Below are 24,782 nucleotides of genomic sequence, written 5' to 3'. Positions count from 1 at the left end.
GCCCCGCGGCCACCTCACATCAAGCTCCCCCGCCACCGTGAGCCCGCGCGTGATACGATGGCTCACGGTACATCAACCAGCACGATCGATCCGAAAGGAGCCTGCGTCATGGAGCGTCCCTGCGCATGGAAAAAGTACACGCCACAGCAAGTCGAGGAGCTCGAGGAGCTTTGCCGCGGCTATAAGCAGTTTTTGAGCGAGAACAAGACCGAGCGCCTGTGCGTCAAGACCGGCATCAAGATGGCCGAGGAGGCGGGATACGTCGACCTGGAGACCGTGATCGCCGAAGGCCGCGAGCTCAAGGCAGGCGACAAGGTGTACGCCGCCAATCACGGCAAGGACCTCATGCTCGTCAACCTGGGCACCGCCCCGCTCGAGCAGGGCTTTAACATCCTGGGCGCCCACGTGGACTCGCCGCGCCTAGACCTTAAGCAGAACCCCGCCTTCGAGGCCGGCGACATGGCCTACCTCGACACGCACTACTATGGCGGCGTCAAGAGCTACCACTGGGTCGCTTCCCCGCTCGCACTCGTAGGCGTCATCTGCAAAAAGGACGGCACCACCGTCGACATCAACATCGGCGACAAGGCAGATGACCCAGTCTTCACCATCTCCGACCTGCTGATCCACCTCTCGAGCGAGCAGATGGCCAAGCCCGCCAAGGACGCCGTCGACGCCGAGATCCTCGACGTGATCGTGGGCGGCCGTCCCGTCAAGTTTGACGAGAACGACAAGGACGCCCCCAAGGAGCCCGTCAAGCAGATGTTCCTGGACATCCTTAAGGAGCAGTATGACGTCGAGGAGGAGGACTTCCTCTCCGCCGAGATCGAGGTCGTGCCCGCCGGTCCCGCCCGCGACATGGGCCTCGACCGCTCCATGATTTTGGGCTATGGCCACGACGACCGCGTCTGCGCTTACCCCTCCATGCTCGCCCAGATCAATGTGGCCAATGTCGAGCGCACGAGCATCACGCTCATCGTCGACAAGGAGGAGATCGGTTCCGTGGGTGCCACCGGCATGACGAGTCGCTTCTTCGAGAACACCGTCGCCGAGATCATGACGCTCGCCGGCGAGGATAGCCCGCTGGCCCTGCGCCGCGCGCTCGCCCGCAGCCGTATGCTCTCCTCCGACGTGTCCGCCGGCTTCGACCCGGGCTATGCCGGCAAGTTCGAGACCAAGAACGCCGCCTTTATGGGTCGCGGCCTGTGCTTTAACAAGTACACGGGCAGCCGCGGCAAGGGCGGCTCCAACGATGCCGATGCCGAGTACGTGGCCCTCATCCGCGACATCATGGACGAGGCCGGCGTGGACTTCCAGACCTGCGAGCTCGGCCGCGTCAACGCGGGTGGCGGCGGCACCATCGCCTACATCATGGCCGAGTATGGCATGAACGTCATCGACTCCGGCGTTGCCGTCCTGTCCATGCACGCCCTGTGGGAGGTCGCCAACAAGGCCGATATCTACGAGGCCTACCGCGGCTACAAAGCCTTCCTCGAGCGCGCCTAACCAACCCTTCATCAGTTGCGGTGAAATACGGACTAAACTGGCCCATAAACGGCCAAAACAGACCGTATTCCACCGCAATTTCTTTTTTGGCAGAGGAGAGTTCATGCTGCAGGTCATCATTTCGCCCGCCAAGCAGATGCGCGCGGCCCAAGATGCTTTTGAAGTCCTGGGCATCCCACCCTTTGTGCGCGAGACGACTCGCCTCCACCGCGCACTGCTAGATATCGAGCGGAATGAAGGCAGCGGCGGCCTGCAGGCGCTGTGGAACGTGAGTGACAAACTGCTGGGACCTTGCCTCAACACACTGCATGAGTTCGGGCCCATCCTGAAAAGCGGCGATCTCGACAATCCCGCACTCGCCCGTCACCTCTCCCCTGCCGTCATGTCCTATCACGGCATTCAATACCAGAGCATGGCACCCGAGGTGATGGATTCCGCACAGCTCGCATGGCTGCAAGACCATCTGTGGATCCTCTCGGGCCTTTACGGATGCGTACGCCCCTTTCATGCCGTCGAACCGTATCGGCTGGAGATGGGCGCGAAGCTTGTCGTCGACGGTGCCCGAGACCTCTACGCATTTTGGAGCGATAAGCTCGCGCGGGCTATCGCCCCGGCAGGTTCAAACACCACGATCGTCAACCTCGCCAGCGTAGAGTATGCCAAAGCCGTTCTGCCCCACCTCGCGGGCGACGCCACAGCCGTCACGTGCCTCTTTGGCGAGGGTATCCGCAACGGGAAGCCCATCCAACGGTCGACCGCCAGCAAAAAGGCGCGCGGCTCCATGGTGCGGTGGATGGCAGAAAACAAGCTCGAGGATGCAAGCGAACTTACCGCATTCAACATCGGCTATCGACACATCCCCGAGCTTTCAGACAAAAACACCCTGGTTTTCATGAACGCGCAGGCACAATAGGCCCGCCGTTTCCAAACACCCCGCTATTCCGCCAGACCGTCGGCCTTAGCGATCTTGCTTGTCGAGCCATCTTGGTAGGTAACCTTAACGTGCTCCACCTCGGACGCCGCAACACCCGACGGAGGCTCAAGACGCCATTCCGTCAGGGCGATATCCATGGTCGTGGGCACATCTCCTTGATCTTTGAGCTTCACCGTGAGCGTTTTGAGCGTCGCATCATACGTCACGCGTTCGATTTCCTCACCAGGAATAGACCCACCACTCAGCTGCAACTGCACAAACTCATCGCACGGGTACCAATAATCGCCCGGAACGGCGAGCGTATTGGCATTACCGCCAGTACTCCTCACCGTCATAATCGGTAGGCTATCATCAGCCTCGAACTCCCATGCAGCGCCGCCGCGACCACCAAACGTCCAGATACAAAAGGCAATCACCAGCACGGCAAGCACCGCAAAACCAATCGCGACAAGGCCATGGTGCGCACGGCCCTCCTCGGCCGATACATCCCATCGTGTCTCTCGATACAAATGCTTGTCTTCCACGTTCGCCTCCCCACAGGCACGCTCGTTAGGCCAATCGTACCCATTCGAGCTATACTTGAGCCCACCACATAAACGGGGAGCTTGCAGGACAAGACGGCAGGCTGAGATTGGGTGCGCCCGCCCTGACCCGCAAACCTGATATGGGTAATGCCAACGAAGGGAGCCGTGCCAATGAGCGCACAGACCGAGCCCAAGCTCGTCACGCAAATCGACTTCGCCCGCGCCGGGCAAATCACGCCGCAGATGAAGGAGGTCGCCGAGCGCGAGCATCGTGACCCCGAGTACATCCGCGAGCGCGTGGCCGACGGCCGCATCGCCATTCCCGCCAACATCGTGCATATCAAAAAGGGCATGCGCGCCTTTGGCGTCGGTGAGGGCCTGTCCACCAAGGTCAACGTCAACCTGGGCATCTCGGGCGATAAGGCCGATGCCGCCGAGGAGTGGAAGAAGGTCAAGATCGCCGAGGACTTTGGCGCCGACGCCATCATGGACCTCTCCAACTCGGGCAAGACGCGCCAGTTCCGCCAGCAGCTCATCGACGAGACACCGCTCATGGTGGGCACGGTGCCGATGTACGATGCCATCGGCTACATGGAAAAGCCGCTGGTCAAGCTGACCAAGGACGATCTGCTCGAGGTCGTGCGCGCGCATGCCGAGGACGGCGTGGACTTTATGACCATCCACTGCGGCATCAACAAGTCGGTCATCAAGACCTTTAAGGAGACTGGCCGCCTCATGAACATCGTCAGCCGCGGCGGCTCGCTGCTGTTTGGCTGGATGGAGGTCACCGGTAACGAGAACCCCTTCTACGAGTTCTACGACGAGGTACTCGAGATCTGTCACGAGTACGACGTGACGATCTCGCTCGGCGACTCCTGCCGCCCGGGCTGTCTCTACGACTCCAACGACGCGACCGAGACTGCCGAGATGATCGAGCTGGGCAAGCTGTGCAAGCGCGCCTGGGCCGCCGGCGTACAGGTCATGGTCGAGGGCCCGGGTCACATGGCGCTCGACGAGATCGCCGCCAACATGAAACTGCAGAAGCGCCTGTGCCACAACGCCCCGTTCTATGTGCTCGGGCCGCTGGTGACCGATATCGGCGTGGGTTACGACCACATCACCGCCGCCATCGGCGGCGCCATCTCCGCCAGCTCCGGTGCCGACTTCCTGTGCTACGTGACACCGGCAGAGCACCTATGCCTGCCTAACGCCCAGGATGTGCTCGACGGCCTCATGGCCACCAAGATCGCCGCACACGCCGCCGACATCGCCAAAAAGGTGCCCCACGCCCGCGACATGGACGACAAGATGGGCCAGGCACGCCGCAAGCTCGACTGGGACGCCATGTGGAAGTGCGCGCTCGACCCAGTTACGGGCAAGAAGCGCTACGAAGAATCCCCCGCCGCCACCGAGGGCACCTGCACCATGTGCGGCAAGATGTGCGCCGTCCGAACCGTCAACAAGATCTTCGAGGGCACCACGATCGACCTTGGCATGGAGGACTAGCCCTGTCGCCGCGGCCGCTTCTGGCGGCGAGCCGGTGCCTGTCAATTGTTGACGTGTGAACATTTGCTTGCATTTGCGTAAAGATTGCATCGCCCGCCCGGGTTCGACATAGAGTCGGCCCGGGCATCTTTATAATGCTGGCTTATAGACCCATTTGATTCCGACCGAACAAGGGAGCGAACATGGATCGCAGTAAGGTACCTGCCGTTCTATCCATCGCAGGATCCGATTCCAGCGGTGGCGCCGGCATTCAGGCCGACATCAAGACCATCACGGCGCACCGCCTGTATGCCGAGACGGCCATCACCGCCATCACCGCACAGAACACCCTGGGCCTCACCGCCGTGCAGAACATCTCCCCGGATATTGTCGCGGCGCAGATCGATGCCGTTTTTGACGATATCCGCCCGAGCGCCGTCAAGATCGGCATGGTTTCTTCTGTCGAGATTATCGATGTTATCGCCGACCGCCTGAGCGCCTGGAACGCGACAAACGTGGTAGTCGACCCCGTCATGGTAGCCACCTCGGGCGCACGGCTGATTGCCGAAGATGCCGCCGAGGCGCTCACGCGTCGCCTGTTCCCACTGGCGACGGTTATCACGCCCAATATTCCCGAGGCCATGGCCCTGCTCGACTATGAGGTCGACTCCGAGCGCACGCAGCAAAATGCTGCCATGCTCCTCACCCGCCGCTTTGGCTGCGCGTCCCTCGTTAAGGGCGGGCATCTTGTCAACGAGGCCAACGACGTACTGGCCGAACCCGCACCACTCGATGATGAGGGCAACCACCTAGGCGATCCGCTCACCACGTGGTTCCGCCACAAGCGTATTGAGACCGACAACACGCACGGCACCGGCTGCACGCTCTCGTCCGCCATCGCCTGCGCGCTGGCCCAGGGCATGGATCTTGCCGATGCCGTCAACGCCGGCAAGGCCTACCTGACAGGCGCTCTGGCCGCCGGCCTGAACATGGGCAAAGGCTCCGGCCCTGTCAACCACATGTGGCAGTACTGAGACAGTTTGCCGCAGCTCGCTATTGATGCTGACCAACAGGCAAAACACGCTGAACATACCGCAACACGCTGACCGTACTTAGGGTTTTGCGCCCACTTGGGATATTCGAGGGATACGAGAAAGGGGCCGTGGCGACGAACCGCCACGGCCCCTTTTGCTGTTATCGCCCGCGGTCGCTAGCGCCGGTTTATGCTCACGATGCAGAGCCCGATTGTCGCCACGGTGCCGCCGAAGAGCGAGCCGGGCACGAATGCAAACGCGACCATGCCGTCACCTAGCCCCTCTGGGCGTACACGGCGCCCGATGCGGTGCCGACGGCGATCCAGCGCGTGTGGCCGGAGTAGCTTGTGTAGCGGCCCCACACGTAGCCGCCGGACGTCACGAACGTGCCGTCGAGGTTGACGGTCTGGCCGCGATAGTAGCTGGCGACAACACCGTAGCCGATGCCCGCGCCGGAGCGGACGTTGAGCGCGTCCACCACGATGCGGTAGCGACCGGCAGAACGGCCGGTGGATGCGGGGCGCGCCTGAGACACGCCGGTGCCGCCGCGAACGAGGTAGTCGTTCGGGTCGTAGCCGCCGGTGGGGCGGCCCACCGCGACATAGCGGGTGTATCCGCTATAGCTCGTGTATCGGCCCCACACGTAGCCGTTGGAGATGCAGTACCAGTTGTCGAGGTTGACCGTCTGGCCGTAGCCGTAGGACGCCACGACCGTGCCGTACAAAGACGGCGCGGAACGGACGTTTAGGCTGGAGACGGTGCAGCGGTAGGTTCCGCCGAAGCTCGAATCATTGGTCGAAGTGGGCGTAGAGGCCACAGTTCCTCCATTGCCATCGGTCGGCGCGATGGGAGCGACATAGCCGCTGCCGAGGTAATTTGCGACCGCCCGTTTAAAATCAGCCCACGTCTTGCCGTATTGGCGAAAATAGCCGGTCGGGTCGGTGTGATCGCTGCCGCCCCAGCGCTGGGCCGCCTCGTAGTGGGACAGCAGGCGGGACGTATCCCAACCGTGGGCGCGGAGCTCATCGCCCGCCCACTTGACTGCTTCACTCCACTGCTTGGAGAAGTCAGCAGCGTTGGTGGCGTGTGCCAGCTCGATGCCGATTGTGTAGCCGTTACCGTTGCCCACGTGCCAGCAAAGACAGTTCTCCGCGACAGTGTTGTACACGGTGGAGCCGTCAAGCTCCATGACGTGATGCACGGCATAGGTGTCGTCACGCGACCACAACAAAGTGTGGTTGTAGGCAGAAGCGCCGGGGTTCGCCGTCTCGTGAATGACGAGGTAGCTCGCATTGAGATAGCCGTGGCCGGCGCTAACGTACTTGTCGACACTCTGGTACGCCTCGGCTCCGCACGGGGCGGCGAGGGCCGCGACGAGCGCGAGGACGATGGCGAAAACGCTGCGCATCGGCAGTTTGCGCTTGGGCTCGGCCTTAGTCTCCGTCATGCTCGCCTCCCGACTTGAGTCGCGCGGCGTCCACGGCCTGCTCGGCCGCGGCGTAGATGGCCGCACTCGCGACCCCGCACACCGTGCCGATGGCGGCGACGGTCTGGTTGTCCGTGGCGATGCCGGCGACGCTGGTCGCGACGGAGCCCAAAAAAGCAGCCGTGCACAGCCAGAACTTGCGGCTCGTCAGCTTCTGGACGATCTTATCCTTGGTCATTGATTCCTCCTCTAATCGAGTACGGGCATGTTCATCGCGTCCGTGTACAGGCGCGTGCCGGTACCGTTGCCGCCCAGCCCGTGATAGGCGGCGTAGACGCTCTCCAGGTGGCGGCGCTCCTCGACGGTCAGGCCGCCCTGTGCCATCGCCCTCTCGTGGATGCGCTGCAATTCGGCCCACAGCAGCGCGCGCATCCCGGCCTTCATGGCCTCTGACTCAACGCGCTCGCGTTCAGATTTCTCTGATACCTTCCGCCCCTGGGCCTTGACGGTTGCCACGACCGACGCGACGCACGTCGCCACGACGCACGAGACGATGTCGGTCATGACGATGGCCGCCAGTGGTTCCACGCTCGGCCCTCCTTTCCTCTCGCTTTCCGCGCCATCCTACGGGCGGCGTGAGATTGGGCTCCGCCGTCCGCTGCAAGCAATAAATCCCAGACGTAACGCGGCGGGCTACCATTCGTTAGGTCTGGGATTTTTAAGAGATTGGATTGTTCAAAATGCTGTTTTCCGATGCCGCTGCTGAGTACATGGCCGACAAGGGCAAGCGCCTGCGCGCCACCACGCTTGAGGGCTACCGAAGCGCCATCCGCTGCCATCTGATGCCGCAGTGGGGCTGTCGCGAGATAGAGACGATCAGCTTTGAGGAGGTGCAAGATTGGGTCGATTCGTTCGACCTCCCCGGCGCGGCGGAAAAGGCCTACAAGACCTTCCGCCAGATTTACCGCTGGGTATTGCGCCGCCACCAGCTTCGCATCTGGGACGTGACGCAGGGCGTGGAGCTGCCGCAAAAGCCAACCGTTCGTCGGCCCACACTCACGGCAGAGCAGGAGCGCGTGACGCTCAAAGCCATCGTGGGACAGCCATTTGAAGCCGCCGTCCTGCTCGGTGCCGCGCTCGGCCTACGCCGCTGCGAGGCCTGCGCCGTGAGAATCGAGGATGTGGACTGGCGCTCGGGATGGGTGCATGTGCGCCGTGGCCTGCACGTGGTGGGCGGCGAGGTCATCGAGACGGGATGCAAGACAAAGCTCAGCGACAGGCGGCTCAAACTGCCGCGCTTCGCCCTAGAGCGCCTGCGTGCCATCCGTGGGGCGCGTAGGTCTGGGCGGCTTTGCCTGCTAGACCCCAACGCCGTAGCTCGCAAGTTCCGCGCGTTCTGTAAGCGGTTCAGCCTGCCGCATGTGCCGATGACATGCTTGCGCCATAGCTGGGCTACGATCTCGCTGGAGCATGGAGCCGCCATCGAGGACATCGCCGTGGCGCTGGGGCATTCGACTGTTAATACGGCCATGAGCCATTATTTGCAGAGCTTCAGGACGGTCGTGGCGCGTGCGAGCGATTCATATACAGCTGCTATGGAGATGTGATTCCGTATGCCGCTCTTCGCTCAGCTCGGTTGTCTTCTCATATAAGGCGGAGAACGGCCATTGTCAGATTAGGTTTACCGACTGTAACTTGACGCTTTTCTTCTCGTCTAAGGAGATCGGCATCTGGGACAGCACCACACTGACAACGCTTTGGTCTCAGCAATTCGGCAAGTAGCATTCCGTATCCTCGAAGACAAAAAGCCTAGTCAGCGGTGACGGCAAGAACCTGATTCAGCTCAGCTGGCAGAATATCAATGGCGAGAATTATCTTTGCGTGACGGTCAATTACGTAACCGCTCTAAAGATTAGGGCGAACGTGTAAGAGCATTCCGTATGCCAGCTCGACACGGACGGTGGTACGACCGAGTGCGCGATTCTGCTTAAAAGTAACAATGAATTCATTATCACGGCAAAGAACGATTCTGGAGGATGCGTGTCGCTGAATTACTATAAAGATAAGATCGTCGTCTACGATGAGACTCTAAAGAAGCGAATCGGCGTCTACGCCAAGACGGAATAGCATTCCGTATCCCGAGTGCCGAGCTTCTGGGGAGACGTTGTCTCCGTTACCTACGGCTCGTGGGGGTCGGGCGAGGACACTTCTATCCAAGTGCAATTCTGTTTAAAGGACGGCAAATCGCTTTACGTCACCATCTCGAAAGCAGAAGGCATCAAATTGCAGTACGGGGCTACAGGCAATGTCAAAACACTGTGGACTAAGTAGCATTCCGTATCCCTGATAGGAAAAGTTCGGACGATTCAGGCTTCTCGCGAGTCGACCTCGGAAGCCATGAGTGCCGTATTCAGTAGGGTATGGGGTCAGATAGATCTTAACTGTCCGACGTTCATTGTCGTCCCCTCTGGGGGATACGGCAGCGCAGTTCTCGGGATTGCATTCAAAACCAGCGATGCATATGGCGCGGTGTTTGAGATCGGGTATGGCAATAGCGCCGTCTCATGGCGATTAGTAAATGGACAATGGATTAAGTCATAGTTTTCCGTATCCCGCGCACCACGCTTGTTTACAGGGTCAAAAACGTTTATTTCCACTAGCGATTCTGTCGTCTTGTTCTCTAACGATGAATTTGTAGGTATATGTGGCAGAAGCTTTAGGCAGGATGCCGATGTGGTGCTCGCTATGAGTGGCGACGCTGACGCACTCCCAGTGCATGTCGACGGCTGCTCCTACTCAAAAGAAAAAAAAGGAGATTTACGCCACGTTCGATCGCGAGTGGAACCTGCCAGTCAGAGTTAACTATCTTATCGTTCTTGCTGGATAGCATTCCGTATCCCTGTTATATGCCGATGGCGTTGGGGACGTGGACAATCCACCGAATTGCGTGATGTTCAGAACCGTCGCTAGCCCTAAAGGACTTCCCGACGACTTTGGCAGCAATTCGGCGCTTGTATTACAGCAGAACCCGGGGTCAAATTACTCTGCACAATTCGCTATCTCATTCAGTGGAAAGATAGCGTTGCGAACCAGATTCAACTCGATGAATTGGACAAAGTGGAAGTATTTGACCCCTCAGTAGTTTTCCGTATCCCTTCACACGTCCCACCTCTTGAACAATCGAATCCGTTTCGAGTGGGAGGTGAGAAGTGGGGGTTCAGGACTCCATATCTATGTGGACGATCTCCTCGTCGCTTTTATTCCTCAGAACAGTGGCCTATAGCATTCCGTATCCCGAAAGGTGTTCATGGACACAGGAATCACGTCTGCGTACATCTCACAAAACGTCACGGCAGGCGGCAAAGAACCGATCATGATTCGCGTTCAAGCGGATAACGGAGCAGACTACGCGCTATGCATCCATATCGATAAGACTATCGAGCTATACGACTATGCGAACAGGAGCACGGTATGGTCTGCCAATGTGGGTAGCATTTGCTGATACTCTTTAACGCATAGCATTCCGTATCCCGCGTGACCTTCCGAAACATGACTGAGATAGGTTTCAAGGTATTCTCGACATGCTTCGAAATCTGGTTCGTGGTCACGCCGGGCAACGCCTACATCTTTAGTATGCCGACAGAAGATTCGACCGACCAAAAATGCAGTCTAACTCACGAGTTAAATGGCAAGAGGACGACCATCAGGTCGTGGTAGTTTTCCGTATCCCGTTGCACCACCATTGATGGTAAGACTATTGAGAAAGTTAACTTTCAGGTCTACACAACTGGAAAGACAAATTATTTTCAAGCGGTCATATATCTCCCTGGAGAAGAGCCCCTTGCCGTTAACCTTCATATTTGGGAGTCGTAGTTTTCCGTATGCCAGAAAAGCACGGTCTGGTACAGCGACAAGGCTTCCGTCGACATGACCGACAAGCAAACGGTCATCGTGCTGTGCTCAGTCGGCTCCAGCGCGGCGACTTACACGTTCTTCATCTGGTACTCGTCATCAAAAGTCCTCTCAACCTCAAAGCTGCCGGGTGGTATGACGCTCGATGTGTCTGGCCCGGTCGCTTCTTTTACGTATACCTGTGAGCAGTCATGGGTGTTCCTTACCGTGTAGCATTCCGTATCCCCATTTACCGACGACACCATCTACAAGATCACATCGCTCGTCGAGAGCGGCATCATGCTACAGATTCGATTTAGAGCAAGCGACGGCAAGTCTTACGGCTTCTCGATACTCAATGACGGAATCCAGCTATGGAGCTTCACAGACAGCGTCACCATCTGGAAAATCTCCAAATAGCATTCCGTATGCCAGGGGGAATTCGTTGCAAAAGCCAATGACTCAAGCAACGCCACGTTCACCGTATCTGGGTGGGACGATGGAATTTACTACATAATCGGCGCGGCCCCGTTTGCCAAAACGGCGGCGTTTTCCGATGCGATGATTCGTGTCTTAGAAGGAAAGCCATATGTGCAGTCACTGCACGGCAACGTCTCACTTAGCGGCGATACGATCACCGTACCAGGCGATGGCTGGTATACGTATGTCGTCAAGTTTTTGATTACAAACCTGAAATAGTTTTCCGTATCCCTGCTTTCCCATGACATGTCAAGAGATAGCGGTACGGTCAGCATCGCGTTCAGCTCTGCCAACCGAGCGGTCGCGCTAGTCATGATGGACTGCAACGGCAAGGGCAAGGCGTGCCTGTATTTCGTCTCGGGAATATCGAAATCCGCGATATTGCTCGCAGGGAACAACAACGAGCCGTCATGGAGCGACGATGGGGCAACCCTTACCATCAATTCGACCGATTGGAACAAAGTTATCGTTATTTCTGCTGGAGAGCCGACCATCTCGTTTGCTTAGTTTTCCGTATCCCCGATGGTCTTGTGGGGCAAGTCCATAACCGTGGAGCTTAAAACAAACTCGCATTTCGCGTTAGTGTTGTCCGCCAATTCCGACGAGCAGCTGACTCCATTTTTCGTCTGGCGGTTGGGAGACGGAGTGTCCACCACGGCTCTGCCGAAGAATTACTCCGTGACAAGGGACGGGAGCAATATCACGGTGTCGTGCACGGTGGGAACGACGTTTGTCGCGTATGTCTACTGTATGGGCTGACCGCCGTTAATGTCTACTTGCTTGCGCCGACAATTGCCCAATTTGGCCAGTCGACATTTCCTGAGAAGCGTACGCGAAAGGCGATATTCCCTGCGTTGTCGACGAATATCTGAATGTCGGAATTGCCGCCCTGTGCCGAGAAAAGAAAACCGTAGCTACTCGTGCCAATCGGCCCATGTTGCTCTGCTTTCCAGCCGTTCCGTTGGTAAATTGCCTGAAAACACGTACCGATGGCGTTAAAGTCATTACCGTCCAGCTCGCGAACATCTTTGCTTACTAACAGCTGGGATACGGAATCCCCGAGCTTGTTAATTTGGTTGGCACAGTCGTTAATACCACCCTCCATGCGGTTCAGCTCGGCGGCGGTGATGGGGGTGCCGCCCGAGGTCGCGTCCTTCCAGAGCTTCTTGGCGAAGGTTACGAGGTTTGCCATGATGTTGTCCTTTCTTTAGATGCCGAAGGCGGTCCAAGCGCCCTTTTCATCGGGGTACGTGCTATCGGATGGGAATGTCGTGGCACCGGGCCACAGCGCCGTGCCGGGTAGGCCCGCGTCCCAGCGGTTGAACGACGCGATCTTGTGGGTCGATTCGTTGGTCTTGAGCCACAGCATCCCGTCCACGCGCTTGTCGCGGGCGGGCTCCGCGGCCTGCATGTAGTAGGGCTTGGTCGCGGATGCCGCGGCGTTCGCCTGCTTGGCTGCGGCGGTGGCTGCGCTTGCCGCCTTGTTAGCCGCGTCGGCGTTGCCCTCGGCGGACGATGCCGCCGACTCGGCCCTCTTCGTCGCCGAGGTCACGGCGGCATTGAGCGAGGCCCACTCGCGCTTGAGCGCGTCGAGCTCGTTGTCGTAGTCCTCGGACTGGCCGCCGCTGCCGTCGACGCTGCCGAGGATGACGAGCGCGAAGTCCTCGGTCGTCTCGGAGGCGCTGTCGCCGGAGCAGAACTCGAAGTACGCGAGGCGGCACTTCCCCGCCCCGTTGACCGCCTGCGGCGGAAGCGTGACGCTCACCGTGCCGTTGCCCACGGTCGCCGTGCTCCGTGCCCACGTGCCGTCGGCGTGGAGCACGCACAGGCGCGCAAGCTGGCACGTCGGGGTGTACGTCGCGCCGTCCACGGTGAGCGACGCCGTTATCTTCTGCGTCTGTATCTCGCCCCTGCGCACGGTGACGCGCTGCGGGACTGTGCCCGGGCGCTTTCGCATATCGAGCGCTATAACGTGGTTGATCATTCCTTGGCCTCCAGAGCCTTGAGCGCGGCGAGCGCGGCCTTGAAAGCCTCGACCGGGTCGACGGCCTCTGTTCCCTCCCCCGTCTCGTCGGCCGTGGCCGGCTGAGGGTCGACGATGGCCGAGAGCGCGTCGAAGCACGCGACCGTGGCAGCGGTGCGCTTGTCGACGTAGGTTGGCTGCACGAACACGAAGTCCTTGCCCTGCGAAGACGGCTTCGACACCTCCGATGCCTTGACCACCTTGCGCGTCCCATCGCTCATGACGGCGATGAATACCATGCCGTTCTTCTCGGCCTCGGCAAGCGCTTCCGCGTCGTAGCAGGTCAACTGCCCCTCGACGTTGCCAACAGGGTCATGCGCCATGTAGTCGACGATGTATGCCATTTGCATTCCTCTCTATCCAGTCGTTCCGACCGTTGAATACGATGTGAAGAGACCGTTGATCGTGTTTATAACGAAGGTCCCGTAATGCCATCCGACCGTGCCGTCGCCATTGTCGTGCACCTCTGAGACCAAGGGTTGAGACACGGAGCCGGTTCGTCCGTAGGTCGTGGTAACGTTGCGGTCGGACGTCGCCGCGGTGGAGATGATTGGAGATGATATGCGAACACTTCCCTGCGCCTGCATCTGGATTCCGTAATAGACGGCCCCCGTGTCCGTGTCGCGCATCGACGCCGTGTAGTCGATGTATCCGACTTTTGTCGGGGTGCTTCCATTGGTGGTGCGGTAACCGGCGAGCTCGCCCGCCGATGTGAGCATGGTGTACCAATTCGTGTAGCCGCACTTGAACGTCCCGTTTGCCGTGATGTTGTTGGCGGTCATGTAGTTTGTCTTGAGCGTACCGGTGGTGAGGTTCCAGCTGTTTCGACCTAGCTTGTCGGCTATGGTGCCGGTGGCCATGTACGAGGCGTTGATGTACACCATGTCGTTCTGCATGTAGATGCCCTGCTCGGTGCCGCCTTTCGTCAGGCGGTCGAACATCTCCTTCTGGTCCATCTGCTCGTCGTAGGCGCTCAGGATTCCGTCTGCATAGTCCGCCGCGTCCTTCTGCTCGATGGCGTGGCGCGCCCCGGTCGCGGCATCGGCGTAGTCCTTTACCGCGCTCGAGTAGGCTCCGTATGCGGCGTCGTACTCGTACATGGAGGCCTTGAGCTCCTCGGCGGTCTTGCACTGGAGCACCTTATCGACCTTGTCGGCGTAGGCGCCGTACGTGCCGCCCTCGTCGGTCGTGCCGAAGGCCTTGGCATAGCGCGGGCCGAGGACGGACGAGAGGAACTGGGCGCTGAGGGCCTTGTTCGACTTCAGCGCGTTGTACTGGCTCGTGAGCTCCTCGCGCTCCTTGTCCACGTCCTGCTTGGCCTTCTTCACGGCCGCGGCCTCCGCCTCGGTCACGACGCCGTCCCTTGCGAGGTCCTGCACCGTCGTGTCGAGGCCATCGAGCGAGTCTGTGAGGTCGTGCGCGCTCTGGTAGGCCTTGTTGTACGCGGCCTCCAGCACCGGCGCCGTGTGGGTCACTGAGCCGTCCCCGTAGGTTACGCGTTCCATCGACCAGATAAAGTATCCGTTCGCCCATTGCGGTATGTCTTCCGACCATCCCAGCTCAGGATTTTGCATGTTCAGCGGCGGCACTGTGTCGGACTGATTCTTCGCGTAGAGTTTCACGGTCGACTTGACCACGGCGTTCGTCGTCGCGATGTCCTTGCCGTCGAGCTTGGCGCCGGGGCCTAGATGAACCTCGCTCTCGTCGAGGTTCCAGTAGTTCTTGCCGCTCCTGTCCTGAATGGTGCCGGCCTTGATCAGGTCGCCCATGAGCGTGCCGACCGTGATGAGGTCGGCGGTGAAGCCCGCGCCGGTGCCGAAGGTGCGCCAGTCCCACGAGCCGTCGGCCTTGCAGCCGGAGGCGATGCGGAAGCCCTGGGAGCACAGCTGCATGGCGCTGCCCTTGCCCGTGGTCGAGCGGCCGTTTGCGTCCATGGGCACGGATGCGTAGATTGTCCCCTGCTCGAAGCTGGTGAAGGTGTAGCTGCTGCCGGACATGTTGAACTGTGTGTTCATCGCGTCAACGACCTGCTGGAGGTACGACGGCGGCGTGGAAGCCGCCACGTCCCAGCTGGACGACCGCTTGGACAGGCTGGACACCTGCTTCTGCTGCGACAGCCACATGTCCGTCATGGTCTCGGTTATGTTGCCGAGCGTCACGCGCATGGCGCCCCCGAGCTCGTCGGTGACGAGCTTGGTCACGCGGCCCCCGCAGCGCAGCGCCGGGCTGAAGCATGTGTCGACGATCTGGACGTCGTCGCCCACGGCGACACCCTCCCAGTCGCGGCCCATGGCCACGAGGTCGATGACGTCGGCACTGTACGTGACGCCCGGCTCCTTGTGGGCGTCCAGGTAGGCGCGAGTCTCCGCGAGCAGCGTGGCGACGTCCTCGCAGTCGGGGTCGCTGAACGTGCCGAACACGTGGGCCATGCCGCCCTTTCCGTCCGGGCGCCCGTAGAGCTTGAGCGCGGCGGCGTCCTCGACGTAGTCCTTACCGCCGTTAATGTCGCCGAAGGTCAGCTTGCGGCCGTGGCCGCCGCCCTCCGTCTCGATGCCCTTTCCGAAGCCGTAGCACGCCGTGATGGCGCCCCAGTGCTCGGTGCGGTCGATGGACGTCAGGTCCTTGCCGTAGCTGAAGCGGCGGTGCCCGCCGGAGCGGCCGCGGTGGGCGCTGATGCCGACGAGGCGGTCCGTCACGCGCGTGCCGTCGGTGACGATCTGCGTCTCCAGCTCGCCGCCGCACTCGAGGATGTCCTGAAGCGCCTCGCGGGAACTGGTGTGGTAGAAGGTGAGGCCGGCGTCCACGGTGCCGGTCTGGTCGACCGTTCCCGCCTTCCAGCGGGTCGGCTCCAGGCACACGTTGAGCGCCTGGAGGAAGCCGTAGCCGTAGGGCCTCTTATCGAAGATGAAGTCGCCGAAGAGCTCGCAGATGGAGTTGAGCGCCGTATCGGTCCAGACCACGCCGCCGGTCTCCCGGGAGGCCTTGGGCTTCTGGCAGACGTGCTCGTGCACCGTGCCGAGCCGGTCGGCCCACACGAGGCGGTAGCCCTCGTGCAGCGGGAAGGTCGTCCTGAGCGCCAGCTCGTCCGAGCCGTTGAGTTCGTCGGTGTGCACCATGGAGAGCAGCTGGCGGGGGCCGATGGTCCCGACGTAGGCGTCGTGGCGGTCGTACACGTCGACGCGCATCAGTACCACCTCTCTTCCCATTGGAGCGCGGCGGTACCGGAGCTGACCTTGATGCCGGTCGCGGCCCCGCCGGCCAGCGCGAAAAAGTCCGAGTCCACCGTCACCGGCACGTCCGCGCCGTCCACGGTGGCGCGCTCGAGCGCCATGTCCAGCTTCAGCTGTTTCTTTCCGTTGAATGTGCCGGTGACCTGCACGTACTCGCCGGTCGCCGTGTTCGTGATGCGCCACGGGGATGTCGCCGGGACGCACGTGACGACGGGGCGCGTCGGGGCGGTGCCGCCGTTGCCCACGGTGCCGGTGCCGGCCACCGAGGCCGTGCGGCGGGCGCCGTATGCGACGGGATCGGTCACGAGGAACTCGAGGTCGACGCCGGGGTGCTGCCGCAGGCGCGACAGCTCGGCGCCGCCTTTGCAGACGGCGTCGAACGACAGACCGCAGGACTCCGGCAGCACGAGGCGGCCGGACTTCCCGGGGGCGAGGACGGCCGCCAGGATGCGGCGGTCGGCCTCGACGTCCGCGGGGTCGGAGGCGTGCATGAGGCATTGCACCTTGACGGTGAACGCCTCGATTCGGGAGGAGGAGACGAGGCACCCGTCCATGCCGGGCACCTCCGTCTCGTCGATGTCGAGGGACGCGCCCACGGCGCGGTCGACGTTCCACACGGAGACGTAGTCCGTAAGGTCCGTCCCGCCGAAGCTGAAAGCCTGCTCGATCATCATGCGAGCGCGTACCCCCTTCCGAGCATCGTCGTCCTCGAGCGGCCCGCGAGCGCGCCGGAGACGCGGTCGCCGTCCATGTACACGTCGCCGCCGTCGGCGATGCGCTCGAGGAGCTCCACAACGCGGGACATGGTCGGGCCGCCGTAACGCGGGGAGCCCTTGCCGCCGTCGCCGTCCGGGTCGTCCTCCGGCGCCTCCGCCCTCACGGTCGCGTCGAACGACGCCGCCTCCTCGACGGCGGAGACGGCAGACCTCATCGAGCGCACGGGCATGTCGGCCGTGTCGTCGATACCGAGGGCCGCGCCCTCCATGACGTAGCCGAACATCTTTCGGAACACGCGCGACGGCGAGTGGATGCCGAGCAGGTTCTTGGCCGCATCGATGGCGCCGCCCACCACGCCGGTAAGCTTGTTGACCACGACGCCAGCCGCGCCGGCGATGCCGTTGGCGATTCCCTGCACGATGTTGCGGCCGATGGACACCACGCGGCCCGGGATGGAGTTCAGCGAACTCACCAAAGAGCTAGCGATATTCGACGCGGCCGACGTCACGTAGCCGATTGCGCCGCGGATGGCCGAGCCGAGGGAGCTTATGCCGTTGCGGCCGATTCCGGCCAAGGTGTTCGGCAAGTTCTGTATCGCGCCGCGGATGGCGGACACCACGTTGGTGCCGCACGAGCCGATGAAGCCGAGCATGTTCGCCACGCCCTGGCCGAGCGCCGTTATGGCGTTGCGGCCGAGGCTAATCCAGTCGAGCTCGGACCACACGGCGAGGAACGCCTGGAAGATGGCAGGGATGTTGGCGATGAGCGTCGGTATCTCCTGCACGATTCCCATGGCCAGCGTCACGATTGCCTGCACTCCCGCCGCGAGGATGGTGGGCGCGTTGTCGTTGATCGCGTTTGCGAGGTTCTGCACGATGACCGGAGCCTGCTCGATGAGCGTGGGCAGGCTGTCGGCGATTCCCTGCGCCAGCCCCACGATCAGGTTTGCCGCCCCCTCGGCCAGGACGCCGACGTTCTCGGCCAGCGACTCGCTCAGGCCCGTCAGGATGTTGAGCCCCTGCTCCATGAGGGTCGGCAGGTTCTCGGACAGGTAGCCGCCGAGCTGGGTCATGATGTCGGCCGCCGACGTGGACAGCCACTCCGCCCCGCTCACGATGCCGTCGTAGAGCACCGGGCCGACCTGCGCGCCGACCTCGCCGATTCCGTCCATCGCGCCCGAGAGCGCGGTGAGGGCGCTGTCGGCTATCTGCGCGAACGCCTCGCCCACCACGGGCGCCAGCTTGGTCACGACGCCGGGCAGCTGCTCGACGGCCGTGGACACGATTGTGGCGAGTCGGGGCACGATGTTGGACGCGGCCGTCGCCACGGAGTCGACCAGCTCGCCGGTCAGCTTCCCCATGTCGGCGTCGTCCTTGCCGAGCTCCGTCAACCAGTTCTCCCAGGCGGCCTTGGCCATGTTGCACGAGCCCTCGATGGTCGAGGCGGCCTCGCGCGAGGTCGTTCCGGCTATCTGCATCTGCTCCTGCATCGTGTGGATGGCGAGCACGATGTTGTCGAAGGACAGGCTCGACTCGTCCACGGCGTCGTTTACGGCGTGCGCGTCCGAGATGAGGCGCTTCATCTCCTCCTGCGTGCCGCCATAGCCAAGCTTGAGGTTGTCGAGCATCGTGTAGTTCTGCTTGGCAAAACCTTGGTAGGCGTTCTGGAGGTCCTCCATGTCGGTGCCGAACGTGTTGGCGTTGTCGCTCATGTCGACCATCGCCGTGTTGGCGTACTCCGCGGCCTTGACCGTGTCGCCGCCCAGCGAGGAGACGAGCGCGGCCGAGAAGCCTGTCACCTGCTCCATGTACCGGTTGGCGCTCAGGCCGGCCGTTATGTAGGCGCGGTCGGCGTTCTTCAGCACCGTGGTCTGCGCCTGCTCGAGCTGCTGCCACTTGCCGGAGCACTGCTTGACGCTCTGCCCGGTCATGGCGGCGTAGTCCTCGAGGGACTTGCCCATGTTGCCGAAAATCTTCTGGATGCCGCCGACGTTCTGCTCGTATGCGGCGTAGGCCTTCATACTCATGCCGGTCACGGCCGCGGTGCCCGTGGCGACGGCGGCCACGCCTGCGGCGACGAGCGATGCCGCCTTGCCGGCGGCAGCCCCGAGCTTGCTGCCGATGCCGCCAGCGACCTCGTCCACCTTCGCGGATGCCTGGTCGTCGACGCCGATCTTGACCAAGAGATCGAGGAGGTCCATCTACACCACCTTCAATCCCAACTTGCCGATTACGTCCGCCGCGATCTCGTCGCCGCTCCGCGTGTCCGCCGGCTCCGCCGCGCCCCGCACCAGCTCGAGGTAGGGCGTGGCGATGTAGCGCGACTGCACGGCGAGGCGGATGGACTCCGTCAGGTAGACCCTGTACGCGGCCCCCTCCGCCTCCCTGCGCTGCCTCGCGGACAGGTACCTAGCAAAAGGGCGAGCACGCCGGGGTCCGGTGTACTCGCCCATGCAGAGCCAGAGCAGCTCCGGGTCGTCGGCGGCTAGTGAAAAAAAGGCGCGGCGATCTCCTTGACGGCGTCGATGCCGTCGAGCGCGGCCTTGATGTCGGCGGCGTACTTCGCCATCGAGAAGCACGCCTTGTACTCCTCGAGGGTCTGGCCGTCGAGCGCGGCGAGGAACTTGAGCGACAGCTCGCCGCCCTCGCGCAGCAGGACGGGCAGCAGGCCCGCGACCATGTCGACGGCCTCCATCTCGACCTTGGCCTTCGCCTCGGCCTCGTCGCCGCCGGCCTCGGCCTTGGCGGCCTTTGCCGCGGAGCGGTAGGAGACGAAGGCGCGCTTGACCTCCTCGCCCAGCTTCCCGCCCATGGCCTCCTCGGCCACCTCGGCCAGCAGCTGCGCCGACGTCAGGAACTCGTCGGCCGTGAACTCGTCGATGCGCATTACGCGGCCACCTCCGTTCCTTCCTTGATGTAGATCTCGAACGGCACCGTCTCGGGTTTCTTCATCGAGTAGTGGCCGGTGAACTCGAAGGCGAACTGGCCCTTGCCCTTCTTGGAGGACTGAATCTGGAAGCCGCCGGTGCTCAGGGAGTTGAGCAGGCGGATGGCGCAGAAGCCGGCGCTCGCGCCCTCGCTGCCGTCCTCGTTGACCGCGCTGTAGTCGCCGACCCACCACAGGTCGGCGAAGTCGGACGCCTTGAGCTCGTTGCGCGGGGTGATCTTGCCGCCGGACTCGTCGGCGGCGCCGGTCAGCTTCACGGCCAGGCCGGCGGTCACGGTCACGAACGTGCCGGACATCTTGGCCTCCCAGCCGTCGAGCACCTTGAGCTCCATCATGTTCGCCGGGCAGTTGTCGATGTCCTCGCCGAAGTCGATGAAGCTCGGCGTGGCGGTGAAGTTGGCGCCGCCGGACGTCGCGCCGAGAATGTCGGTCGCCTTGAGCGTGCCGGTGTCCGGGACGAACTCCTTGAGCAGGACGCCGGCGTTCAACTGGATGTTCTTGAACGTGTCCTGCGGGATCTGGGTGTATTTCATGGGACCCCCTAAAAGGTCGTGATGTTCTCGATTGAGAGGTTGATGTAGCGGCGCTTTACGCCCGGCTCGCCCGAGTCGGCGGCCTGCCAGAACGGCGAGCCGCGCTTGACCCACAGGCCCCCGCCGTCGCAGGGCAGCATCACGCCGCCCAGCCCCAGCGCGCGGCCGATGGCCTCGGCGTCGGCGTTGGCCTCGGCCTCGGATGCCGTGCGGCGCCAGACCTCGACGGTCACGGCCTGCTCGCCGTCGCCCCACGCGCCGGATACCGGCGTGAACGTGATGTACGGGAGCTCGGCGTCGTCCGGCACGGCCTGCGCGGAATGCGCGGGCATGCCGAAGCCACCGAGCCATGCGGCGAGCGCCGCGGTCCTAGTCGGCATCCGGCAGCCTCCACTCCTCGGCTGTGCACTGCGTGAACGAGAAGCCCGCGCACGCTGGCGGGCGGCCGTCGTCGGCGTTGGACGTCACGCGGAATACCTGCCCGTCGGACACGCGCCTGAACACGTCGCCGTGGGACAGCTCCTCGGAGCACGTCACCGTGTAGGAGTTGGCGACGCCCGCCGCCTCGGCGATTCGGGCCTCGGACGACGTGTCACGCACGACGGTCGCGGAGAAGGCGCGGCCCGTGGCCCACGTCTCCGTCCAGCCGCCCTCGCCGTCCGGCACGCTCCTGCGGACCATGCGCACGCACGGGACGCGCATGCGCTCGTACAGGCGGCTCATAGCTTCCTCCACGGGTCCATGCGCGCCTTGAACTGGTCGCGCCACGTCAGCGGTCGGCCGTCGGCGCCCATCACGCGGGTGTAGCTGTAGCCGCCGAAGCTCTCGGACTGGTACGGGCCGTCCAGCTCCCCGGCATGCTCCTTGCACCACGCGTCAATCTCGTCCGCGAGGTCGAGGACGGCCTTCGGCACGGCGAGCGCCCACACGGTGCCGACGAACTCCTCGTCGGGCAGGTCCGTGCAGGGCCAGCGGTGCAGGCCGTCGTTGAACACGGAGCCGGTCACGCGGATGTACTGGCCGTCCGCCAGCGCGAGGCCCTCGGGCGGGACCAGCGCCCCGCCCTCGACGCGGATGTGCCCCGTGGCCTTGTCGCGGACGAACCAGTTGCGCAGGGCGCGCAGCAGCTCCTCGAGCATGGCTTAGCCCAGCTTCGGGGCGGTGCCGATGCCCTTGAGGACGCCGGCCTTGAGCGTGTTCTTGAGGACCACGCCGGCCACGAGTTCGACCTCGCCGGTCTTGACGGCGCCGGGCTGGGCCATGTCGGGCATGTAGGACTGGACCACGCCGGTGCCGGTCGGCGAGATGCCGTGGAAGCCGTCGAGGCCCAGGGAAACGGCGTAGATGTCGGACTTGCCGAGCGCGGAGGCCGTGGCGGCGGTGTCGGCGACGGCATCGACGGCGGTTGTGCCGTTGAAGTACTTGCCGAGGTTCACGATGGGCACGCCGTTGTAGGTCTCGATGACGCGGCCGGCGTCGTCCTTGGTGCGCTCGTAGTAGCCGGCGCGGCGGGCGATACCGCGGAACTTCGTCAGCATCTTGCCGTTCATCATCAGCATGTTGGGGCCGTCGACCTGCGAGAGCAGGTAGTCGACCTCGTCGAGGAACGCCTGGGCGTTCTTGGTCATGAGGTCGGCGGTGGACACGTCGACCTCGGAGCCGATCTCGTTGGACGTGCCGGAGAGCATCTTGGCGAGGCCGTCGAACGTGCCGTCGGGCTTGCCGGCACCGCCGGCGGCCTTGCCGTTGATGACGAGGTAGTGGAACTCGTTGGCCACGGCCTTGATCTTCTGCTCGAGCTGGAAGGCTAGCTCGTCCACGGCGCCGGAGGTGTTCTGCAGCACGCGGTCGACCTGGAAGGAGCCGCCCATGATGACGGCGCTGGCGGTCTTCTTCTCGCGCTTGGCCTCGTTCGCCGTGTACTCGGCGTTGATGGCGCGGACGCCGGCGGTCGCCGGGGTCTTGAGCTGCGTGTAGCCGTAGGTCAGCGTGGAGCCGCCGGTGCCGGGCGAGATGGCGTTGTCGAACGTCAGCTTGTCCAGAAGGAGGGACGAGCGCTGGAAGGTGTCGATCACGGACTGGTCGACATGGTCGGCCATGCCGACCTTGGCCTCTTGTAGGGTGATAGGCATTGTTTACTCCTTGTTCTCGTAGCGTTGGTGGAGCGCCTCGCGCAGGTTCTTGGGCGCTGCGGCGCCGCCGGTGCTCTTGGGCGGGTTGGGCACGGTCGCGCCCTGCGTGGTCTTGACGGCGATGAAGTCGGACCAGTCGGACTTGATGGACTCGGTCAGGTCGTCGGCGCCCTCGATGGCGCCGTCCTTGACGGTCACGCCCGACAGGTCGGACACCTTGAGGACGGTGTCGATGCGCTTGGGGTCGACGCCCGCGCCGGCCAGCAGCTCGCGGTACAGGCCGCGCTTCTCGCGCTCCGCCGCCTCGCCGTCGACCTTCGCCTTGTAGTCGTCGAGCTCCTTGCACTTGGCCTTGTACTTTTCCTCGTACTCGCCGGCGCCCTCGCCGGCCTTCTTGGCCTCATCGAGCTGCTTTCGCAGGCCCTCGGCCTCGTCGGCGCCCGCCTTGTAGCGGTCGCGCTCGGCCTTCAGGCCGTCGATGCTCTCGACGTGCATCTCGATGATCTGGTCGATCTTCTCGTTCTCGATGCCCATTGCCTCGAGCATCTTCCGCGTCAGTGCCACGCTTTCTCCTTTTCCTCGGATGAACCGGGGCGCCGGCTTTTCATCGCGGCCTCCCCGTGCGGCAGTCCGTCGCCGCGGCGACATCGTCCGTGGCGCGTAACGCGGCCCTAGCCGCGGAGGTGCTTGAGGAAGATTCCCTTGTACGTGGAGTAGTGGTCGTTTGCGGCCGGCTTGAGGTAGGGCTGCGGCTTCTGGTGCCTCGTCCCTAGCTCGACGTAGGCGGCGTACTCGACGTTCGTGCCGATGATGACGTGCCGGGTGCCCTCGTCGACGATGTGGGTGATGGAGTTGCGCAGGCGGCCCGTGTCGACCGGGCAGGCGCGCTTGGCGTAGCCCTCGGCGACGAGGCCGACCTCCTCCAGCGCGGCGACGAGCGCCCGGTCGATGGCGTTGGCGATGGCCTCGCGGTTGTCCTCGCGCACCTCGACGAGGCCGGAGATGTCGGAGGCGAGCAGGCCCTTGGCGCTGCCGCGCGTGAAGCCCTTGGCGCTCATTCCCTCCGTGACGTTGCCGTTTCGGTCGGTCCACGTGTCGTTCTTGGCGCTCCACTTCTCCTTGCCGACCTTTCGCGGCGCGGCCATCAGTCCAGCACCTCCGTGCCGTAGCCGACGCGGCCGGACACGTCCACCTCGCACGCCTCGACAGCCTGCACGGGCTCGCCGGGGCTGCCCATGGTGCAGCCGTCGCCCGGCCCCACCTCGTCGCCTCGCACGGTGCATATCAGCACGTCGGGCTGGGTGAAGCCGAAGCCGAGCCTGATGGCGCAGTCGGAGCATCGCTTGCATTCGGTTATGGGGTTCATGGGTCCTCCCTCGCTCGGGAGGATGTTCCCGCCGCGGTCACGCGGCATGGAAAAGGCCCCGCCGGGGCGGGGCCTTTTGCTTCGGTTCAAGCCTATTCAGATGTTGGCAGCGAGAAGCAGCGCCGTAAACCGCGCGTCGCTACTCAAAGCGGATCTCCTTGCCGGTGAGGTCGTGATGCCCCTCAACGGCGACGTACCGCTCGCCCATATCCATGACGGGAATGGGGTCGTAAGCCTTCCCATCGATTAGGACCCTGCGCCAGTTTGAGCGCGGGAGCTCGGATGAAAGCGCCAGGAGCGTCATGTGGGAGATTTCCGTGCACTCATCAATCTTCATCGTATCCGGCCTCCTTCAAGCCCCTCATGTAATCGGCGAGCGCGGAACGGGTCTGTTCGGTCTCTTGCTCAGGGATATTATATCTTTTCGCTACGCCTAGCAGGTAGTTCTGCGCATCACGCTCGCGAAGAAGCCTCATTACCTTGATTCTCATTTTCATTGCAACAGCCTCAGGACTCAGCGCAACGCGTTGCGCTGAGTCCTGAGGCGCGAATCCG

Annotated in this window: 28 protein-coding genes; 6 read left to right on the top strand and 22 right to left on the bottom strand. The window is 62.7% G+C overall.

Annotated elements, in window-relative coordinates:
- Nucleotides 1-108: 108 nt before the first annotated feature.
- On the top strand, nucleotides 109-1,506 hold the full coding sequence (locus ABCN01_RS08695) for an aminopeptidase (RefSeq protein ID WP_342996995.1): 1,398 nt from the start codon (nucleotides 109-111) through the stop codon (nucleotides 1,504-1,506).
- A 103-nt stretch (nucleotides 1,507-1,609) separates the two neighbouring features.
- Nucleotides 1,610-2,419 (top strand): YaaA family protein, encoded by an 810-nt coding sequence (locus ABCN01_RS08690; RefSeq protein WP_342996994.1) that lies wholly within the window; start codon nucleotides 1,610-1,612, stop codon nucleotides 2,417-2,419.
- 23 nt (nucleotides 2,420-2,442) lie between these two features.
- On the opposite strand, the gene ABCN01_RS08685 is transcribed toward ABCN01_RS08690, so the two are convergent.
- Nucleotides 2,443-2,964 carry a hypothetical protein gene (locus ABCN01_RS08685; RefSeq protein WP_342996993.1) on the bottom strand — a complete coding sequence of 174 codons (522 nt, stop codon included), beginning with the start codon at nucleotides 2,962-2,964 and terminating at the stop codon, nucleotides 2,443-2,445.
- Between the two features lie 171 nt (nucleotides 2,965-3,135).
- Here ABCN01_RS08685 and thiC point away from each other — a divergent pair, with 171 nt between their 5' ends.
- On the top strand, nucleotides 3,136-4,470 hold the full coding sequence (gene thiC / locus ABCN01_RS08680; RefSeq protein WP_342996992.1) for a phosphomethylpyrimidine synthase ThiC: 1,335 nt from the start codon (nucleotides 3,136-3,138) through the stop codon (nucleotides 4,468-4,470).
- Nucleotides 4,471-4,652: 182 nt separating this feature from the next.
- Nucleotides 4,653-5,483 (top strand): bifunctional hydroxymethylpyrimidine kinase/phosphomethylpyrimidine kinase, encoded by an 831-nt coding sequence (gene thiD / locus ABCN01_RS08675; protein ID WP_342996991.1) that lies wholly within the window; start codon nucleotides 4,653-4,655, stop codon nucleotides 5,481-5,483.
- Nucleotides 5,484-5,757: 274 nt separating this feature from the next.
- Here thiD and ABCN01_RS08670 read toward each other — a convergent pair whose 3' ends face one another.
- The 3 genes from ABCN01_RS08670 to ABCN01_RS08660 are packed head-to-tail and all read right to left on the bottom strand — an operon-like array spanning nucleotide 5,758 to nucleotide 7,497.
- The gene (locus ABCN01_RS08670) at nucleotides 5,758-6,930 is read right to left on the bottom strand and encodes an N-acetylmuramoyl-L-alanine amidase (protein ID WP_342996990.1); all 1,173 of its coding nucleotides are present in this window, start codon (nucleotides 6,928-6,930) and stop codon (nucleotides 5,758-5,760) included.
- Nucleotides 6,917-7,147, bottom strand: a complete 231-nt coding sequence (locus ABCN01_RS08665; protein ID WP_118205758.1) for a hypothetical protein — start codon at nucleotides 7,145-7,147, stop codon at nucleotides 6,917-6,919. Before ABCN01_RS08665 ends, ABCN01_RS08670 begins: the two co-directional genes overlap by 14 nt.
- An 11-nt stretch (nucleotides 7,148-7,158) precedes the next feature.
- Entirely contained in the window at nucleotides 7,159-7,497 is a 339-nt protein-coding gene (locus tag ABCN01_RS08660) for a hypothetical protein (RefSeq protein ID WP_342996989.1), read from the bottom strand.
- Nucleotides 7,498-7,649: 152 nt separating this feature from the next.
- Between ABCN01_RS08660 and ABCN01_RS08655 the strand changes: the two genes are divergently transcribed.
- A complete protein-coding gene (locus ABCN01_RS08655; protein ID WP_342996988.1) occupies nucleotides 7,650-8,516 on the top strand; it encodes a tyrosine-type recombinase/integrase in 867 nt (288 codons plus the stop codon).
- Between the two features lie 2,320 nt (nucleotides 8,517-10,836).
- Nucleotides 10,837-11,034 (top strand): hypothetical protein, encoded by a 198-nt coding sequence (locus tag ABCN01_RS08650; RefSeq protein WP_342996986.1) that lies wholly within the window; start codon nucleotides 10,837-10,839, stop codon nucleotides 11,032-11,034.
- 1,018 nt (nucleotides 11,035-12,052) lie between these two features.
- On the opposite strand, the gene ABCN01_RS08645 is transcribed toward ABCN01_RS08650, so the two are convergent.
- From ABCN01_RS08645 to ABCN01_RS08560, 18 genes are all read right to left on the bottom strand, one after another.
- Nucleotides 12,053-12,472, bottom strand: a complete 420-nt coding sequence (locus ABCN01_RS08645; protein ID WP_343014256.1) for a hypothetical protein — start codon at nucleotides 12,470-12,472, stop codon at nucleotides 12,053-12,055.
- Between the two features lie 15 nt (nucleotides 12,473-12,487).
- Nucleotides 12,488-13,264 (bottom strand): BppU family phage baseplate upper protein, encoded by a 777-nt coding sequence (locus tag ABCN01_RS08640; RefSeq protein WP_342996984.1) that lies wholly within the window; start codon nucleotides 13,262-13,264, stop codon nucleotides 12,488-12,490.
- Nucleotides 13,261-13,647 carry a hypothetical protein gene (locus ABCN01_RS08635; protein ID WP_342996983.1) on the bottom strand — a complete coding sequence of 129 codons (387 nt, stop codon included), beginning with the start codon at nucleotides 13,645-13,647 and terminating at the stop codon, nucleotides 13,261-13,263. Before ABCN01_RS08635 ends, ABCN01_RS08640 begins: the two co-directional genes overlap by 4 nt.
- Before the next feature lie 12 nt (nucleotides 13,648-13,659).
- Nucleotides 13,660-16,488, bottom strand: coding sequence for a phage tail spike protein (locus tag ABCN01_RS08630; protein ID WP_342996982.1), 2,829 nt, complete (start codon nucleotides 16,486-16,488; stop codon nucleotides 13,660-13,662).
- A complete protein-coding gene (locus tag ABCN01_RS08625; protein WP_342996981.1) occupies nucleotides 16,488-17,207 on the bottom strand; it encodes a distal tail protein Dit in 720 nt (239 codons plus the stop codon). Before ABCN01_RS08625 ends, ABCN01_RS08630 begins: the two co-directional genes overlap by 1 nt.
- The gene (locus ABCN01_RS08620; protein ID WP_342996980.1) at nucleotides 17,204-19,450 is read right to left on the bottom strand and encodes a phage tail protein; all 2,247 of its coding nucleotides are present in this window, start codon (nucleotides 19,448-19,450) and stop codon (nucleotides 17,204-17,206) included. The genes ABCN01_RS08625 and ABCN01_RS08620 overlap by 4 nt, the downstream gene beginning before the upstream one ends.
- Entirely contained in the window at nucleotides 19,451-19,702 is a 252-nt protein-coding gene (locus tag ABCN01_RS08615; protein WP_342996979.1) for a hypothetical protein, read from the bottom strand. It lies immediately after the preceding gene.
- A gap of 32 nt (nucleotides 19,703-19,734) precedes the next feature.
- Nucleotides 19,735-20,136: a hypothetical protein gene (locus ABCN01_RS08610; RefSeq protein ID WP_342996978.1), complete on the bottom strand. Its 402-nt coding sequence runs from the start codon at nucleotides 20,134-20,136 to the stop codon at nucleotides 19,735-19,737.
- Nucleotides 20,136-20,729 carry a hypothetical protein gene (locus ABCN01_RS08605; protein ID WP_342996977.1) on the bottom strand — a complete coding sequence of 198 codons (594 nt, stop codon included), beginning with the start codon at nucleotides 20,727-20,729 and terminating at the stop codon, nucleotides 20,136-20,138. Before ABCN01_RS08605 ends, ABCN01_RS08610 begins: the two co-directional genes overlap by 1 nt.
- 8 nt (nucleotides 20,730-20,737) lie before the next feature.
- Nucleotides 20,738-21,109: a hypothetical protein gene (locus tag ABCN01_RS08600; protein WP_342996976.1), complete on the bottom strand. Its 372-nt coding sequence runs from the start codon at nucleotides 21,107-21,109 to the stop codon at nucleotides 20,738-20,740.
- A complete protein-coding gene (locus ABCN01_RS08595) occupies nucleotides 21,099-21,464 on the bottom strand; it encodes a phage head completion protein (protein WP_342996975.1) in 366 nt (121 codons plus the stop codon). Before ABCN01_RS08595 ends, ABCN01_RS08600 begins: the two co-directional genes overlap by 11 nt.
- Nucleotides 21,449-21,868, bottom strand: coding sequence for a hypothetical protein (locus ABCN01_RS08590; RefSeq protein ID WP_342996974.1), 420 nt, complete (start codon nucleotides 21,866-21,868; stop codon nucleotides 21,449-21,451). Before ABCN01_RS08590 ends, ABCN01_RS08595 begins: the two co-directional genes overlap by 16 nt.
- A 3-nt stretch (nucleotides 21,869-21,871) precedes the next feature.
- On the bottom strand, nucleotides 21,872-22,861 hold the full coding sequence (locus ABCN01_RS08585) for a major capsid protein (RefSeq protein WP_342996973.1): 990 nt from the start codon (nucleotides 22,859-22,861) through the stop codon (nucleotides 21,872-21,874).
- A gap of 3 nt (nucleotides 22,862-22,864) precedes the next feature.
- Entirely contained in the window at nucleotides 22,865-23,425 is a 561-nt protein-coding gene (locus ABCN01_RS08580; protein WP_342996972.1) for a phage scaffolding protein, read from the bottom strand.
- Between the two features lie 107 nt (nucleotides 23,426-23,532).
- Nucleotides 23,533-24,006, bottom strand: a complete 474-nt coding sequence (locus tag ABCN01_RS08575) for an HK97-gp10 family putative phage morphogenesis protein (protein ID WP_342996971.1) — start codon at nucleotides 24,004-24,006, stop codon at nucleotides 23,533-23,535.
- Entirely contained in the window at nucleotides 24,006-24,227 is a 222-nt protein-coding gene (locus ABCN01_RS08570) for a hypothetical protein (RefSeq protein WP_342996970.1), read from the bottom strand. Before ABCN01_RS08570 ends, ABCN01_RS08575 begins: the two co-directional genes overlap by 1 nt.
- Before the next feature lie 139 nt (nucleotides 24,228-24,366).
- Complete coding sequence (locus tag ABCN01_RS08565) at nucleotides 24,367-24,564, bottom strand: hypothetical protein (protein WP_342996969.1); 198 nt, start codon at nucleotides 24,562-24,564, stop codon at nucleotides 24,367-24,369.
- Nucleotides 24,554-24,782: hypothetical protein (locus ABCN01_RS08560; RefSeq protein WP_342996968.1), on the bottom strand; the 229-nt coding region annotated here is incomplete at its 5' end. The genes ABCN01_RS08560 and ABCN01_RS08565, both read right to left, overlap by 11 nt.

Origin of the sequence: Collinsella aerofaciens, assembly GCF_039062365.1 — a bacterium.
In the GTDB taxonomy this organism is placed as follows: domain Bacteria; phylum Actinomycetota; class Coriobacteriia; order Coriobacteriales; family Coriobacteriaceae; genus Collinsella.
Note: the sequence above shows the minus strand (reverse complement) of the source record. Positions and strands in the feature narration are given on the sequence as shown.

Excerpts from the sequence above, each read along its gene's own strand:
- ABCN01_RS08695 (WP_342996995.1), top strand. The coding sequence starts at position 109 with ATGGAGCGTCCCTGCGCATGGAAAAAGTACACGCCACAGCAAGTCGAG.
- ABCN01_RS08690 (WP_342996994.1), top strand. The coding sequence starts at position 1,610 with ATGCTGCAGGTCATCATTTCGCCCGCCAAGCAGATGCGCGCGGCCCAA.
- thiC (WP_342996992.1), top strand. The coding sequence starts at position 3,136 with ATGAGCGCACAGACCGAGCCCAAGCTCGTCACGCAAATCGACTTCGCC.
- thiD (WP_342996991.1), top strand. The coding sequence starts at position 4,653 with ATGGATCGCAGTAAGGTACCTGCCGTTCTATCCATCGCAGGATCCGAT.
- ABCN01_RS08670 (WP_342996990.1), bottom strand. The coding sequence starts at position 6,930 with ATGACGGAGACTAAGGCCGAGCCCAAGCGCAAACTGCCGATGCGCAGC.
- ABCN01_RS08665 (WP_118205758.1), bottom strand. The coding sequence starts at position 7,147 with ATGACCAAGGATAAGATCGTCCAGAAGCTGACGAGCCGCAAGTTCTGG.
- ABCN01_RS08655 (WP_342996988.1), top strand. The coding sequence starts at position 7,650 with ATGCTGTTTTCCGATGCCGCTGCTGAGTACATGGCCGACAAGGGCAAG.
- ABCN01_RS08650 (WP_342996986.1), top strand. The coding sequence starts at position 10,837 with ATGACCGACAAGCAAACGGTCATCGTGCTGTGCTCAGTCGGCTCCAGC.
- ABCN01_RS08645 (WP_343014256.1), bottom strand. The coding sequence starts at position 12,472 with ATGGCAAACCTCGTAACCTTCGCCAAGAAGCTCTGGAAGGACGCGACC.
- ABCN01_RS08640 (WP_342996984.1), bottom strand. The coding sequence starts at position 13,264 with ATGATCAACCACGTTATAGCGCTCGATATGCGAAAGCGCCCGGGCACA.
- ABCN01_RS08635 (WP_342996983.1), bottom strand. The coding sequence starts at position 13,647 with ATGGCATACATCGTCGACTACATGGCGCATGACCCTGTTGGCAACGTC.
- ABCN01_RS08630 (WP_342996982.1), bottom strand. The coding sequence starts at position 16,488 with ATGCGCGTCGACGTGTACGACCGCCACGACGCCTACGTCGGGACCATC.
- ABCN01_RS08625 (WP_342996981.1), bottom strand. The coding sequence starts at position 17,207 with ATGATGATCGAGCAGGCTTTCAGCTTCGGCGGGACGGACCTTACGGAC.
- ABCN01_RS08620 (WP_342996980.1), bottom strand. The coding sequence starts at position 19,450 with ATGGACCTCCTCGATCTCTTGGTCAAGATCGGCGTCGACGACCAGGCA.
- ABCN01_RS08615 (WP_342996979.1), bottom strand. The coding sequence starts at position 19,702 with ATGGGCGAGTACACCGGACCCCGGCGTGCTCGCCCTTTTGCTAGGTAC.
- ABCN01_RS08610 (WP_342996978.1), bottom strand. The coding sequence starts at position 20,136 with ATGCGCATCGACGAGTTCACGGCCGACGAGTTCCTGACGTCGGCGCAG.
- ABCN01_RS08605 (WP_342996977.1), bottom strand. The coding sequence starts at position 20,729 with ATGAAATACACCCAGATCCCGCAGGACACGTTCAAGAACATCCAGTTG.
- ABCN01_RS08600 (WP_342996976.1), bottom strand. The coding sequence starts at position 21,109 with ATGCCGACTAGGACCGCGGCGCTCGCCGCATGGCTCGGTGGCTTCGGC.
- ABCN01_RS08590 (WP_342996974.1), bottom strand. The coding sequence starts at position 21,868 with ATGCTCGAGGAGCTGCTGCGCGCCCTGCGCAACTGGTTCGTCCGCGAC.
- ABCN01_RS08585 (WP_342996973.1), bottom strand. The coding sequence starts at position 22,861 with ATGCCTATCACCCTACAAGAGGCCAAGGTCGGCATGGCCGACCATGTC.
- ABCN01_RS08575 (WP_342996971.1), bottom strand. The coding sequence starts at position 24,006 with ATGGCCGCGCCGCGAAAGGTCGGCAAGGAGAAGTGGAGCGCCAAGAAC.
- ABCN01_RS08570 (WP_342996970.1), bottom strand. The coding sequence starts at position 24,227 with ATGAACCCCATAACCGAATGCAAGCGATGCTCCGACTGCGCCATCAGG.
- ABCN01_RS08565 (WP_342996969.1), bottom strand. The coding sequence starts at position 24,564 with ATGAAGATTGATGAGTGCACGGAAATCTCCCACATGACGCTCCTGGCG.